General features: G+C 59.6%; 11 protein-coding genes. 7 read left to right on the top strand and 4 right to left on the bottom strand.

Annotated elements, in window-relative coordinates:
• Positions 1-11: 11 nt before the first annotated feature.
• The 4 genes from ACIX9_RS21250 to ACIX9_RS21265 are packed head-to-tail and all read left to right on the top strand — an operon-like array spanning position 12 to position 4837.
• Positions 12-740: a polysaccharide biosynthesis/export family protein gene (locus tag ACIX9_RS21250; protein ID WP_198152239.1), complete on the top strand. Its 729-nt coding sequence runs from the start codon at positions 12-14 to the stop codon at positions 738-740.
• Positions 741-756: 16 nt separating this feature from the next.
• The gene (locus ACIX9_RS27515; protein ID WP_013582251.1) at positions 757-2079 is read left to right on the top strand and encodes a glycosyltransferase; all 1323 of its coding nucleotides are present in this window, start codon (positions 757-759) and stop codon (positions 2077-2079) included.
• The gene (locus tag ACIX9_RS21260; RefSeq protein ID WP_013582252.1) at positions 2076-3356 is read left to right on the top strand and encodes a lipopolysaccharide biosynthesis protein; all 1281 of its coding nucleotides are present in this window, start codon (positions 2076-2078) and stop codon (positions 3354-3356) included. Before ACIX9_RS27515 ends, ACIX9_RS21260 begins: the two co-directional genes overlap by 4 nt.
• Positions 3353-4837 carry an O-antigen ligase family protein gene (locus tag ACIX9_RS21265; protein ID WP_013582253.1) on the top strand — a complete coding sequence of 495 codons (1485 nt, stop codon included), beginning with the start codon at positions 3353-3355 and terminating at the stop codon, positions 4835-4837. Before ACIX9_RS21260 ends, ACIX9_RS21265 begins: the two co-directional genes overlap by 4 nt.
• Here the strand turns inward: ACIX9_RS21265 and ACIX9_RS21270 are convergent.
• Positions 4749-6017 (bottom strand): glycosyltransferase, encoded by a 1269-nt coding sequence (locus ACIX9_RS21270; RefSeq protein WP_013582254.1) that lies wholly within the window; start codon positions 6015-6017, stop codon positions 4749-4751. The genes ACIX9_RS21265 and ACIX9_RS21270 overlap by 89 nt on opposite strands.
• A 66-nt stretch (positions 6018-6083) precedes the next feature.
• Between ACIX9_RS21270 and ACIX9_RS24260 the strand changes: the two genes are divergently transcribed.
• Positions 6084-7031, top strand: coding sequence for a glycosyltransferase family 2 protein (locus tag ACIX9_RS24260; RefSeq protein ID WP_013582255.1), 948 nt, complete (start codon positions 6084-6086; stop codon positions 7029-7031).
• Positions 7032-7174: 143 nt separating this feature from the next.
• Positions 7175-10243, top strand: coding sequence for a putative Ig domain-containing protein (locus tag ACIX9_RS24265; RefSeq protein ID WP_013582256.1), 3069 nt, complete (start codon positions 7175-7177; stop codon positions 10241-10243).
• A gap of 431 nt (positions 10244-10674) precedes the next feature.
• Here the strand turns inward: ACIX9_RS24265 and ACIX9_RS21285 are convergent, their stop codons facing one another.
• Both ACIX9_RS21285 and ACIX9_RS21290 read right to left on the bottom strand, forming a co-directional pair.
• Entirely contained in the window at positions 10675-11040 is a 366-nt protein-coding gene (locus ACIX9_RS21285) for a hypothetical protein (RefSeq protein ID WP_013582257.1), read from the bottom strand.
• Positions 11033-11749 carry a ParA family protein gene (locus tag ACIX9_RS21290; RefSeq protein ID WP_013582258.1) on the bottom strand — a complete coding sequence of 239 codons (717 nt, stop codon included), beginning with the start codon at positions 11747-11749 and terminating at the stop codon, positions 11033-11035. Before ACIX9_RS21290 ends, ACIX9_RS21285 begins: the two co-directional genes overlap by 8 nt.
• A gap of 379 nt (positions 11750-12128) precedes the next feature.
• Here ACIX9_RS21290 and ACIX9_RS21295 point away from each other — a divergent pair, with 379 nt between their 5' ends.
• Positions 12129-13247: a replication protein RepA gene (locus ACIX9_RS21295; RefSeq protein WP_157478252.1), complete on the top strand. Its 1119-nt coding sequence runs from the start codon at positions 12129-12131 to the stop codon at positions 13245-13247.
• Between the two features lie 402 nt (positions 13248-13649).
• On the opposite strand, the gene ACIX9_RS21300 is transcribed toward ACIX9_RS21295, so the two are convergent.
• Positions 13650-14402, bottom strand: a complete 753-nt coding sequence (locus ACIX9_RS21300; RefSeq protein WP_013582260.1) for an SDR family NAD(P)-dependent oxidoreductase — start codon at positions 14400-14402, stop codon at positions 13650-13652.
• Positions 14403-14649 lie beyond the last annotated feature (247 nt).

Below are 14649 nucleotides of genomic sequence, written 5' to 3' on the forward strand. Positions count from 1 at the left end.
TGATGAGGACGATGCGAGTTCGATTGATCAATTACGGGTTCCTGCTCCTCGCGCTGCTGGTGATGGCTACGGCTGTTTCGGCTGAGGCCGAAAAACCGCGGATGGCGGCAGGGGGCCCTGCCGGCGTCCAGGCTTTGAGTCAGCAGCCGGCCCAGGGTGCGGACAGTGCGCCAAACTACAGAGTGAACCCGGGTGACGTGCTGGATATCGCATTCCGCTGGACGCCGGAGTTCAACCAGACCGTCACCGTGCAACCTGACGGGCATGTGATTCTGACGTCGGCTGGAGACATCAAGATGGGGGGCCTCACGCTGCTCCAGGTGCGGGACCTGATTATCAATGCATCGAGCAGCAAGGTGGTGAACCCTGAGGTTGCGGTGACGCTGAAGGACTTTGAGCGTCCACGTATCGCCATTGGCGGGGAGGTTGTGACTCCCGGCAAGTATGATCTGCGGCAGCCGACGACCGCTCTCCAGGCGATTATGCTGGCGGGCGGGCCGAAGGATTCGGCTCAGCTGTCTCAGATTCTGCTGTTCCGGCCCATGCCTGATGGGATGTCCGAGGTGCATCGGATCAACTTTCATCATCTCGATCACGGGAAGCACCCGCCCGAGGATATCCAGTTGAAGCCGGGCGATATGCTGCTGATTCCGCGGGATAAGCTGACGAAGATTGGGCGTTACGTACGGACATTTAATCTGGGCGTCTACTTCAACCCTGCAACCGGGGCTGTCTTCTAATTGGAACGAGGGCGCGATGGCGCAACGTAGTGATTTGACCGACAACACGAACTCACGCACGACGGTGCTGCTGATGGCTTATGAGTGCTCGCCTGCAGGCGGGTCTGAGCTTTCTGTCGGGTGGAACCGCGTGATGCAGGCGGCGCGTGAGTTTGAGGTGCATGTCATTACGAGTCCGAAATCGTTTGAAGCGCTGACGATGGCTCGGCAGTCCGGGCTGCTTCCGGATCACGTTCATTTTTATACGCCGCAGCCTGATTGGCTGTTGCCTCTGCTGCAAAAGCTGCCGGTTTTATTCGTCTATAACTACCTGGCTTATCAGCATTTTCAGCGGCTTGCTTTCAACCTTGCTCAGCAGCTTCATGGGCAGCATGGGTTTGCCGCGGTCCATCAGGTTAATGGCACGGGTTTTCGCGAGCCGGGCTATACGTGGAAGATGGATATCCCGTTTATCTGGGGACCGACTGGTGGAACGCAGAACTTTCCGGCGGCGTTTCTGTCCTATCTTCCCTGGCGTGAAGCTTTGAAGGAAAGCCTTCGGACGATCGTCAACCAGATCTCTCTGCGCTTCAAGCCGCGTGTTCATCAGGCCGCCGCTCGGGCTTCTGTTGTGTTTGCCGCGAACAGCACGAATCAGCGGGACTTTGAAGAGAGCTTCGGACGGCCGATTGAGCTTTTGCTCGAGACCGGGCTGCCGCGTCTGGCGGCTGCAACGTCGATGAGCAAGTATGACGGAGAGACTCCGCTGCGGATTTTGTGGGTGGGCGAGCTTGCGACACGGAAGGCGTTGCCCCTGCTGCTGAGGGCGTTGGCAAGCGTCAAGGATGAGTTGGCCTTTGAGCTACAGGTTCTTGGGAAAGGACCTCAGGAGCAGTCCTGGAAAGAGCTTGCCGCTTCGCTTGGCATTGAGCGCCACTGCACGTTTTCCGGCCATCTTGCGCTCGCGGATGCGATTGCGCAGCAGGATTGGGCTCATGTGTTTGTGTTTACGAGCCTCCGGGATACCTCCGGGAACGTGATGCTCGAGGCGCTGGGGGCGGGAGTTCCTGTCGTCTGCTTCGATCACCAGGGAGCAGGCGATATTGTGACCTCCGAGTGCGGGGTGAAGATTGCTGTGGTCGATCCGGAGACGGCTGTTCATGATTTTGCTGCGGTGTTGATGGAGCTTGCGGGTGATCGGAAGCGGTTGCGTCAGCTCTCTCATGGTGCTCGCCGCAGAGCTATTGGCTACGAGTGGACAGCCAACGGTGACCGCATGAATCGGCTCTATCGTGAGCTGGCGGCTGGCGAAGCGGAAGCCTGTGCCGTTCCGGCTGAGGTTGGCGGCATACTGGCTTGATCGCTTTCGTTTCAAATCTGTTCAAAATAGGTGGGCGCCTTCGTATCCCGAGCACGACGCGGTTGACCTACGCGTTGCTGGATCAGGGTGTGGTCAGCTTTGGCAACATGGTGATTTCGGCCGCCGTTGCGCGTCATACGCCTAATGCGGAGTTTGGCGTTTTTATTCTTTCGCTGCGTAGTCTCGACTTCATCAACCAGATTTGCGGCGTCCTCATCTGGGGGCCCTATATCTTCAATATGCCCGGGCTTTCGGAAGAGCGGAAGAAACCGTATCTCGGCAGCGTACTGACGCATCAGGTGGTTGGTTGTGTGCTCGGGGTTGTTACTCTTCTGTTGCTGGCTTTGTTGCTGAATCACCATGGGGAGCAGTATCGCCAGCTCTTCGCGCCGCTTGCACTGCCGAGTGTCGCCATTGTCTTTCGTGAGTTCACACGACGGATGTACTTTGCGCAGATGTCTTTCCGGGCTGCGTTTATTGCGGATGCAATCACCGTTGCCGTGCAGACCACTTCCGTGTTGCTGCTTCTGCATAGTCATCGTCTGCATTCCACATCGGCGGTCTGGGCTCTCAGCCTGGCTTGCGTTCCGGCTTCCCTCTTTTGGCTCTTTTCGAATCGGCGACGCTTCAGCTTTGGAATCAGTGATTGCAGGGATGACCTCCGATTGAATATGCAGTTGGGGCGCTGGTTCTTTGGCAGCAATATGACGCTTCTCGTAGGTCAGCAGGCAAATCCGTGGATTCTGAGTGCGATGCGAGGCCCTACTGCTGTTGCGGGTTATGCCGTGTGCGAGGCGGTCGTGAATATTCCCCGGGTGGCGTTGACCAGCATGCAGAATACGATGGGGCCAAGCATGGCCAGGGCCTATGCGGGCGGGGGCAAGGATTCGCTGCGGCGGGTCGTCCGGCGTCACAGTACGCTGATCATCGGCGGGACGATGGTCTTTGTCGTGGGCATTGTGGTTGCGGGGCCGGCCATCGCAAAGCTGATCTATCACCTGACGCCGCCTGATGCACATGTGATCCTGATTTTGCTGGCGTGCAACCTGCTGGCCTATGGGGCTTCGCTCGGGACGAGCTACGGGCTTTCCGCGATCAATCAAGCCAGGCTGAATTTCCTTGCCGCGGTGGCGGGTCTGGTCGTTCAGCTCGCGCTGGCTTACGTGCTGGTGAACCGGACGGGTGCGACCGGGGCGGCGGCGGCTTTGCTGGCTGGCAGTATCATCGTTCTGCTGGTCCAGACAGGCTTTTATGTTCGGGAGATGCGGCGCGCATGAGCACACGTGCAATGACCATACCGGATGTCATGACGGGGGCTCCGCGTGAGCCTGCGGCGTATAGCCTGTTGCGGGCGAAGCGATTCTGGGTGGTATTGCTGACGATCGGCTTCTGGTTTGCCAGGCCCTACTATTTCCCATTGAACGCAATGGAAGAGCGCAATGCGGATGCGCACGCCATCGTGGAGCAGGCCAGTCTTACGCGGCAGATCTCCCTGCCGCTGATGGGTTTGGTGGCATGCTACATGCTTTGGCGGATACCTCGCCGGCGACGCGCTCAAGGCTTTCACGGTGCGCTTGCGATCGCTGCCGGTGCTTACTTTGCGCTGGCGGTTGGGAGCTTGCTCTGGACGGCAGACCCTGCTCTCGGATTGAAACGGCTGACCGTCTTCTTCTTGGATGTTCTGCTGGTGATTGCCGTCGCCAAATCATTTCGAGTCATTGAGCTGGCAAAGTTGGGCTTCTTTGCGTGCGGGAGCGTCGCGCTCATCGCCTTCTGTGTGGATGTCTTTGTCACACATACGTTTGCGCCGTTCGACCCGGACTACCGGCTCCTTGGGGTGATGAGCGGCAACTCCCAGGGAATGAACATTACTGTCTTCATGTTCTGCGGGTTGACGCTTCTGCTCAAGTATCCGCAGCGCACGCGCAGTCTGACCGCGGCGCTTGTGGCTGGAGCGATCCTGCTTTTTTACACTCACTCCCGCGCCGCTGCGGGTGCATGCGTGGTGATGTCGCTGTTCTTCTTCAAGCAAATCATCGATACGCGTGTGCAACGCCGCAGCAATGTGGTTGCGCTCTTCCTGCTCTTTGCGTGTGTGCTTCCCGCCATTATCGCTACCGGGAGCGGAGAGCGAGTCTTACAGACCTCCTTCATGATGGGCCGGTCGGATACCGAGAACACGGCCACCGTCTCCAATCGCACTCCGCTCTGGGCGGATGTGAGCGACTTCATCTCAGAACGACCGCTAACTGGGTACGGCTTCCATGCATTCTGGTCGACGGATCATATTTCCACGATCTCCAAGCACCTGGGCTGGGTCGTACCCAATGCACACAACACCTATCTGGACGAGACGCTCTCCGCTGGGGTGGGCGGTGCGTTGTTGTATGCCTTCCTGCTTTGGGGAAGCCTGGTGGTGGCGTGGAAGCGCTATCGCCGGAACGCCGGGCCGGAGACGATCTTCCCACTGGCGATGCTGGGCTGGATCTTCATCACGGGGTGGGTGGAATCAGTGGCATTGGACCCCTTCCTGCCAACGTTCCTGGCTTATGTGTGCCTTGCGCAATGCATGTTGCCGGAGTCACCGTACCGGCGGCGTGAGGTTGTGGTCGAAGAAGCTGTACTGGGGACGCATCCTGGCTTTGCGCGTCTGAAGCCTGCGGGTGCGGTTATGGCCAAGAAGGACGCGGTTCGGTTGCCAGCAGCTTTGCGGCGAAGGCTCGCGCAGCCTCACTCTCCGGACGAAAGCGCCTCCTGACGAGAGAGAGCGATGCTTGTTCTCTGGCTTGCCGGAGGTCTTGATCCTGCATGAGCCGAAGCACGGCAGCGGCAAAGTCAGCCGGGTTGCCGGCAACTTCGATTACGCCTTCCACTGCATCTTCAAGGCCCTGCACACCGATCGGCGTGGAGACGCATGCCTTCCCTTGTGCCAACGCCTCAAGCAGTTTGATCTTCAAGCCGCTTCCGACCAGGAGGGGGACGATGCAGACGGCGGCTGAGGCAAACTCGCCAGCCAGGGAAGGGAGGATGCCTGCGAGCGTTACGTGCGGGGCTCCGGGCTCGATCACTTCACAGACCGACCCAGCGACCGTCAAGGTGGCGGCTGGGTTGGCCGTGAGGATGAGCGGCCAGACCTCATCAAGGAACCACTGGATTCCTGTTTGATTGGGCTGGATGCGGGTTCCTATGAAGAGACAGTGATTCGGGTTGGGAAGGGGAGGCGGCTTGGGAGGCCGAAGGGAGAGCACAATCGGCTGGACCAGGACCTCCGCTGTGAGGAGTGGGCGGATGGCCTCTGCCTCCGCGTTCTGGATTGCGAGGACGATGTCAGCCTGGTTGAGCCAGGAGATCTCCTCATCGTGCGAGATGGGGATGCAGTCGAGTGCGAGGCCAGCCTGCTGGAATCGGGCGGCGCGTGCGGAGAGCATGTCGTGCATCAGGATGATGCGCTTGTGGGCATGCAGAGCTGGAGCAGAGAGGAGTGAGCCCCAGAAGGCGTAGTTCACTACGACGATCTCGGCGTTCTGGGCGGCGATGAAGGCTAAAGCGGCGGCCAGTTCCTGCTGGGTGGGAGGGGTCAGGTCCCAGGCGTCTGCCACGACTTTGTTCCCGAACAGCAGATGGACAAGCCCTCCGAGCCAAGCTAGGGGTTGGAAGCGTTTGGCGAGGCGAGCGGCGAAACGGGCCCAGGCTCGCAGTGAGAATGGGTTCAGGTGGAGAGTGCCTATCCCTGGCTTGCCGAGGTGGAGGGTGATGCCGGCGGGAAGGGGGAGGCGTTGACGCCAAAAGAGGCGGGGGGAACGGCTGTAGGGGTCCGTGACCAGCATGTCCACCTGGCAGCCCTGGGCTACGAGGACCTCCAGCAGGTTGAGGGCTGCGGTGGTGCTTCCGCCGAACTGGTGGATGATCGGCTCCCTGGTGACGAACACGACGCGCATGATTCATCTTCTCAGAGGCGCTCTCTTTGAGAGCAGCGGGAGACGATATCATCGAGGGGCTACCCATTGAATCCTCCTGGATATAACCCGCTGGTCTCGGTCGTCATCCCCACGTTGGGGCGGCCGGAGTTGGTGCAACGCGCGGTTCGGAGTGCGTTGGCGCAGACGCACGGGAACATGGAGGTGATCGTGGTCTCGGATGGTCCCGATCCGGCTACGGCTGAGGCGCTTCGGGATTTCGATCCTCGGGTGCGACACCTTACGGTGGAGCATGGGGGGCCGGCTGCGGCGCGGAATGCGGGAGTCCTGGCGAGCGCAGGCGACTGGATCAACCTGCTGGACGACGACGACGAGCTTCTTCCGGGTAAGGTGGCGGCACAGTTGGCGATTGCGGACGCGGAGGATCAGCGGACAATGATCGCCTGTAGGTGCGTCTTCGAGCAGGCGGGGCGGAAGGATATCTGGCCGGTGAGGCCGATTGGCGAGGGTGAGAGCCTGGGGGACTACATGCTGGTGCGGCCGGGATTGCGCGGGCGTCCGGGGCAGATCAACCTGCACTGCCTTTTGATTCCACGGAGCCTGGCGGTAGCGATGCCCTCGCCTACGTTTGCGGATCATGAGGACTGGGCCTGGCTGCTGGCTGCTGAGCATGAAGGCGGGGCGCGGGTGCGGTTCGTGTGGGAGCCGCTGGTGGTGTATCACCTGTCTGTCTCTGAGATGACGCGTAGCCGGCGGACGAACTGGGCGGAGTCGCTGGCTTGGGCGGATCATCATCGTGCGTGGCTGAGCGCGAGGGCTTATAACTCGTTTCTGGCGACGAAGGTGGCGCTGAAGGCTAAGCGGGCCGGGGACCGGAAAGGGCTCCGGTTGATTGCGGGAAGAGTGCTTGGGAATCGGCCGGGGGTGTTGGAGCTTGGGTTTCTTTTTGGTGTGCTGTTCGCTCCGCTTTCCCTGCTGGATAATGTGTGGAAGGAGTCGCTTCGGAGCGACGATGGGGCCGGTGTTTCAACATAATCGGCAGGTGACACCTTCGCGCGCGCCGCTCTACATCTTCCGTCTGGAGTGCCTGACCTGATATTGACGTTTGAAGCGCGTGGCGCTGCGGTAAACTAGGCGCGGTTCCTGACAGGTTCCTAATAAAGGGCAGGCTCGACATAATGCTGAAACAATTTTCTGCGCGGATCACCGCGGCTCTTTTGGTGTGCTTCCTTGGTGGCTTGATTGGGTTGAACGGATGCGGAAATGGCACCACGTCCGGCTCCGGCGGCTCAGGGTCCACGGGCTCGGTGAAGATTGCAACGGCCTCGCTTGCGGCGGGTACGGTGGGTGTCGCTTATAACGCGACGATCGTTGCTTCGGGTGGAAGCCAGTCTTATACGTTCTCTGTCATCACGGGTGCGCCCCCCACGGGGCTTACCGTGAACGCTGCAGGCCTGGTGTACGGGACGCCGACGTTGGGTGGAACGTTCAACTTCACCGTGACGGTTACGGATGGGTCCGGCAGCAAGGCCAGCCTGTATTACACGCTGGTGATCAATGGCGCAGTGGCCACGACTCCTGTCTCCATCTCCACCGTCACGCTTCCGAATGGCACGGTGGGCACGGCGTACAGCGCTACCGTTACAGCGGTCAATGGGAAGACGCCCTATACGTTTGCCAGCAGCGGATCTGTGCCGGCGGGGCTTTCGTTGAGCACCGGTGGGGTGCTCGCCGGGACGCCTACGACGGCGGGTAGCTATAGCTTTACTGTGGGTGTCACGGATGCGATCGGTGGCAAGGCGAGCGCGACGTATAACGTGACGATCGCGGGGGTTACTTCTCCGACTTCACTGCAGATTTCGACGACTTCCCTGCCTTCCGCTGTGGTGGGTACGGCGTACAGTGCGATGCTGAGTGCCGTGAATGGCACGTCTCCTTACAGCTTCTCCAGCGGTGTGACGTTGCCAAATGGGCTGAGCCTCTCCACTGCTGGTGCGCTGACTGGCACGCCGAGCACGCAAGGGAGCTATCCAATTCCCTTCACCGTGACAGACGCGAAGGGTCAGCAGGCGAGTGCCACCTTGACCCTTTTGATCCTGCAGGCAGCGCAGGCGGTGACGATTACGACCGCTTCCCTGCCCTCGGGCACGGCGAATGTGGCCTACAGCACGACGATTGCGGCGGCGAACGGGACCACTCCTTACAGCTTTACGGTGAGCGGAACGCTGCCGAACGGTTTGAGCCTGTCGACGCTGGGGGTGTTGTCCGGGACCCCGACTGCCTCCGGGAGCTACAGCCCGATCATCACGGTGACCGATGCTGCGAATGGTAAAGCAAGCACGACGTTCAACCTGGTGATTGCGCCGGCAGTTTCTGGTTCGAGCTTGAGTGTGAGCACGACCGTGGCTGGGGCGTTGATCAATACGAGCTACAGCTCTGTGCTTGCGATTACAGGTGGCACGGGACCCTATAAAGTCACACAGGCCGGCGGCACGCTTCCGAATGGGATCACACTGGCGAGTAACGGGACGCTGAGCGGAACGCCTACTGCTACGGGGAGCTATAGCTTCAGCGTGAGTGCGACGGACAGCAGCACGCCGCTGCAGACTGCGACTGCGACGATCTCGCTTTCCGTGGCTACGGCGACTGTGACGGTGAATACGGCTACTACGTTGGCTACTGTGCCTGCGAACTTTTTTGGGCTGCACACGTCTGTGTACGATGGCAGCCTGGGCGATGCGAGCGGGGTTGCGCCGGTGCTGAAGGCGGCGGGGATTACGACACTGCGGTATCCAGGGGGAAGCTACGCGGACCGGTATCACTGGGCGCAGTACTCGGAGACGCCTCTTTATACTTCCACCGCGCCGGCGTGCGGGATCGTGCAGGGAGAACTTCAGCTGGAACCGACCTCAGACTTTGGGCACTTTATCAAGACTGTCCAAGCGAGCGGTGCGACGCCGCTGATCACGGTGAACTACGGAACAAGCCTGGGCGATGCGAACGGTACGAAGAAGGCCGGGACGATGGGCCTGACGAACAATTGCTCCGAACCGAACCAGCCAGGGCAGCCTCAGGAGGCTGCAGCGTGGGTGGCTTATGCGAACGGCGATCCGGCGAATACGCAGGTGATCGGGATCGATGCAGTTGGGTTCAATTGGAAGACGGTTGGTTTCTGGGCGGGGCTGAGAGCTGCGAATCCATTGGCGAATGACGATGGATATAACTTCCTGCGGATTGGGAATACGGCACCGATCGGGATCAAGCATTGGGAGTTGGGCAACGAGATGTACTACAACGGCTGGGCGGGTAACCGGAACTTCGAGGGCGACCTGCACGCTCCGTACATCTATCCGAATGGCTATAGCCCAGGGGCCTATGAATCTCGGGATCAGCTTGCGGCGCTCTCTCCAGCGGCTTATGGGGCTAACTCTGCTGCGTTTATTGCGGCGATGAAGGCTGTGGATTCTACGATCCAGATTGGGTTGGACTTCTCCTCGCCGATCTATGACGATCCGATTCCGGGTAACTGGAATACGGATGTTCCGCAGGCTGCGTGTGGCTTGGGGAACTTCGATCTGGCGATCATTCACTACTATCCGGGGACTTATCTGGCGGTGCAGCCGGGTGAGTTGCTGAGTCTGCCGCAGGTTGAAATCCCCAATGTTGTTGCGGGGATCAAGAAGTCGCTGGCGCAATATTGCCCGTCCAATGCGGCGAATATGCGGTTTGTGCTTTCAGAGACCTCACCGAATGCCACTCTGGCGCCGGGCTTTCCGAATGAGGTTTTGGGGCTGTTTGTGATCAACGAGTATCTGACGGCGTTGCAGCAGGGGATTCTGAACGTGGATTACCTGGAGCTGCATGACATGGCGGGGACGTTCCTTTCGTTTGACGAGAAGACGCCGGGGCCGGTGTTCTATGGGCTGCAGATGGCTCATCAACTGGCGGGGACGGGGGATAGTGTGGTGAGCGCGGTTTCGAGCAGCTCAACCGTGGTGAGCTATGCGGCGGCCAAGTCCAATGGGCAGAAGGCTTTGATTCTGATCAATGCGGATGCTTCGAATGCGGCTGTGGTGCAGGTGAGCTTCCCCGGAGCTACGCTGGGGGCTACGGCAACCCAGTACAGCTACGGGGTGGGGACTAAACCGAGCGGGACGGCGCTGACGGGGACTTCATTTGCGGTTCCGGGGAGTACGTTCAATGTGACGATTCCGGCTTATCAGGCTGTGGAGCTGATTCTGCAGTAATTCGCATGGTAAGTCGTGGTGTTTGCACCATAAAACGTGGTGAACGCACCATGGCCTGCGGTGGTGGAGGCCGCTACTGGCGCGGGTTTTGTGGGTTTTGGACCATGTGATTTCGGTGATGGCCCCTGACGTGCACCGTACTGTGCGGTACGGTTAGGGGTTTTTGTAAGGTGGAAGGGTCGTTTGCTTCCGCAAACGAGGCCCACCCTCATCGCGGTAATACTGCGATGAGGATGGGGCAGACTCTCGCAAGGATGACGCTGAAACGGTAGCAGGAGGAAGTAAGGGGCCTGCCCTGCCCGGGCGGTATGAGTTATTGCGCTTGCACGCAGCTATTCCTGGCTATGGTTTAAAGGGAACAAACGCAGATTCCCTTCGGGAATGACAACAAAATGCGGAGTGTCGGGCAGGATGGCTAGGTTGCTACCGTTTCAGCGTGGGTTTACACCGGATTCGTCCATGAGGCGGGTCAGGGCGTCGTGGTAAGTGAGTTTGTGGAGGTCAGCGTAGGCTACAAAACGGTCGTAGGCACTGGCGGTGAGGCGAATGGCGAGGTGGCGGGTGGGTTCGCTGGGGATTGCCCGGCGGCGGCGGCCCTGCTGGAGGGGCTGGTATGGGCTGGCTTCCCTGCTGACGAAGCCGTGGGCGGCCCCTGCGGCGTCTACTGCGGCCAGATCGACGCGGGGGCGGGGCGTGACTGCGGGAAAGGCTGCCAGGCGGTCTGTGAGGCTGGCCTGGGCAGTCTGCTGGGTTGGCTGCGCGTCGTCTTCTTCATCCAAGAGTCCGAACTTATTCATGTTTCGCTCCCTTGATGGCTTCTACGCCGGGGATGGCCTGGAGCAGGGTGATGAGCTCTTCGGCTAGTTCGTGGACGTTTTCGTAGGCTGCTTCGAGGTTTCCGACCTTGAGATCGCCCATCTCGGAGAGGGTTAGGCGCTCTACGAAGAGGGCTTTGAAGGCCATGCGCTCAGCTAGGCTGGTTTTGAAGCGGGGTATGCCGGCGGCTTCGATCTCAGCCTCAAGCTGGCGCTGGACGGAGGAAACAGGGGCTCCGGGGGCTGGGGTGCGGGTCATGAGGACGCGGAACGGGATTCTGCGGGAGGCGTTGGAGCGCTGGGCGACCTTTTCTTCGTCGCGTACGGCTCGGATGGCTTTGCCGGCCTGGCGGACGTCTACGGCCGAGGCCTGGACGGGGACGATGACGAAGTCTGCCATGGCGATGGAGCGGGAGACGAGGAGGCTGGCGGTGCCTTCGAGGTCGATGAAGACGAACTGGTGGGGCTGCTCCTCAAGGGTCTCCATGAGGTTGTTTTCACGGACGTTTCCGACGACGTGCATGGTGGTCTTGGATTTGCCGTTCTTCTTCCAGTCCATGATGGGCTGGTTGGGGTCTGCGTCGAGGACACTGACGCTGGCTCCCTGCTGGGCGAGGTAAGTGGCGAGGAGGAGGGTGGTGGTGCTTTTTCCTGCTCCACCCTTGGGATTTGAGACTGCGATGACTGGCATTTGGCCTCGATCTGAGTGTTGCTTGTTGCGATATTGCTACGATATCGCATAAAGGGCGATAAGTCTGCAATATTGTGGCGATATTTATCGCGGTATCGCTACGATAATCTGCTTTATACAAGACTGCGGCGATATCGCTGCGATACTTTGCACTGCTTTAGCGGCAGTGGAAACCCACGTCCCAGAGGCGGGACATGGGGCACCCGGTTGTGGCTTCCTTCGGGATGGCGGGAGTGGGCGGGCATTGCCTGTGTTGGGTAGAATCTATTGCTGCGTTATTTTTGCGATATTGTTGCGATATCGCCTTACCGCAGGCCGTGGCTCTGTGGATCAGATATAACTGAAGCAACGCGGCTGCAACATTGATCTAAGATCACGTATGCCTAAAAGTGCGACCCGAACTCGAAGCAAAGTGGTGGGCAAGGCTGTGCGGGCTGTTGCGCCGGCGGTACTGGACCGGCCAACGCCTGAGATGGATGAGGACGAGTTTGGTATGTCCTCCGAGACCGAAGCTGTAGACGGTAGTGCGGGGATGGATGAGGTGGAGGGGCTTTCGCCGGTGGCGATGCGGCTTCTGCAGGCTGCTACCGATATGCAACAGTCGCCTGACTCGTATGAGCGGGCGTTTCTGGCTCGGCAGTTGATTCAGTGCACGTTTCCGCATAGCGATCCGGGCAATATTCCGATCTGGAGCAGGACGAACGGGAATCTGACGCTATCGATCCGTCCGCTCTACGACGAGGAGAAGGCGGCGCACAAGTATCCGTATGGGACGATTCCGCGGCTGTTTCTTTACTGGATGGTGACGGAGGCTGCTCGAACGAAGAAGCGGCGGCTGTACCTGGGGCAGACGTATCCGGATTTTATGCGGAAGCTGGGGCTGAATCCATCGAATGGCGGGGTTCGGAGCGATTCGCGGCGGCTGAAGGACCAGATCGAGCGGATGCTGCGGGCTACGATCAGCTTCAAGCAGACATTCAAGAAGGACGGCAAGACGGGCGATGCGTGGCTGGATATGCAGATTGGCCCGGAGGCCGTGCTGTGGTGGAATTTTGATAAAGACGCGCAGAACTCGTTGTTTGAGAGCTATATCGAGCTGAGCGAGAAGTTTTTTAGTGCGATTACATCCAGCCCGATTCCGCTGGACCTGCGCGCGCTGCGGGCGTTGCGGAAGTCTCCGCTTTCGCTGGATCTGTACTCGCTGATCTGCCATAAGACGTATAGCGCGCGGAAGGACGGGGATACGAAGACGATTCCGTGGGAGGGGCTGCACCGGCAGATGGGGGCGGAGTACAAGGAGCTGCGGAACTTCAAGCAGAAGGTGGTGGCGACGGTGAAGAAGATTCGGCTGGTGTATCCGCAGATGAAGGTGGATCTTTCCGAGAGCGGGATGCATATTCATCCGGCTCCTCTGGCGATTCCGGAGCGGGTGGGAAGTGAGTTTGCGGCTCCGACGATTGAGGCTCCGCTGGCGAAGCGTCGCCGCGTGCTGGGGTAGATTTCTGTTTAAAAGCGCGCTGAAACGGTAGCAGGGAACGGGGGATATTGGGTCAATCCCGGTTTCTGCACGCTGAAACGGTAGCGGCTGAACCTGGTTGAGCAACGCTGAAACGGTAGCAGAGAGGAGTTTGGGCCGTGAAATTGCCCTGCCTGCGGTGCATGTGGGGCTGAATTCAGGGTGCATGCTACCGTTTCAGCGCTGTTCACGGCTTTATGGGGATCTGTCCGGAAGAACGAGCGACTTCGTCCGCTGAAACGGTAGTAAAGGTGCGAATGCTGGGACTACGCTGAAACGGTAGCAGGGGAGTCTAGCTCATGTTCGTTGTGAGGGTAGTACGAGAAAGGGGAGAGCTGGTGAGCTCTCCCCTTTGTTTGCTCGCATTCTAGATCGATGCGGGGACTAGATGCCTGCGCCACCGGAGACGAAGATGGTCTCGCCGGTGATCCAGCGGGCATCGTCCGAGGCGAGGAAGACGGTGGGGAGGGCGATGTCTTCCGGCTGGCCGGTGCGACCGAGGGGCGTGGTGGCGATGGTCTGCTTCTCCATGTCGCTGCCGATGATGCCGAGGCCTATTGCGCCTTCCGTTTCGACCATGCCGGGGTTGATGGCGTTGACACGGATCTTGCGTGGGCCAAGCTCCTTGGCGAGGGACTTGGTGATGGTGTCGAGTGCGCCCTTGGTGCTGGAGTAAACGGAGCCGAAAGGGGGCGCGAGGGTGCTGACGACGGAGCTGATGTTGACGATGCTGCCGCCGGTCTCAGGGAAGAGGGGAATGGCGTGCTTGGTGGCGAGGAAGACGCCAAGGACGTTGGTGTCGTACTGGCGGCGGTAATCGTCTGCCGAGAACTGATCGATGGGGCTGAAGGCGAAGACGCCGGCGTTGTTGATGAGGATATCAAGCTTGCCGTAGGCCTCTTTTGCCTTGGCGAAGAGGTTGATGACTTCATCCTCTTTGGCGACGCTGCCACCGACTGCGACGGCTTTGCCGCCTGCCTTGACGATCTCGGCTACAACGTTGTCTGCGCCTTCCTTGCTGGAGGCGTAGTTGACGACGACGGACGCGCCTGCGGCTGCGAGGTGTTTGGCGATGGAGGCGCCGATGCCCTTCGATGCTCCTGTGACGACTGCAACTTTATTCGTGAGATTTGCCATTTCCTTCGTTCCTCTTTCGTACGCTCGAACTCGACGCCTGCGCGTGGTCTGGTCAGGTCAGCTAACTAGATGTGGAGATAGGTGGAAGGATGCAGGAGTTGGGGTGGGGTTTGGGGTATGCGGAGGGATGACGAACTTTATGTTGGAGAAGGCTGCGACGAATGCGGCTCTGAATGAGCCTGGTGATCACGCCGTTATCGAGACATCACTAAGCCTCTGGCTGAAGCATCAACTGGCATCGAGCATG

The sequence above is a fragment of the Granulicella tundricola MP5ACTX9 genome, from assembly GCF_000178975.2.
GTDB lineage: Bacteria > Acidobacteriota > Terriglobia > Terriglobales > Acidobacteriaceae > Edaphobacter > Edaphobacter tundricola.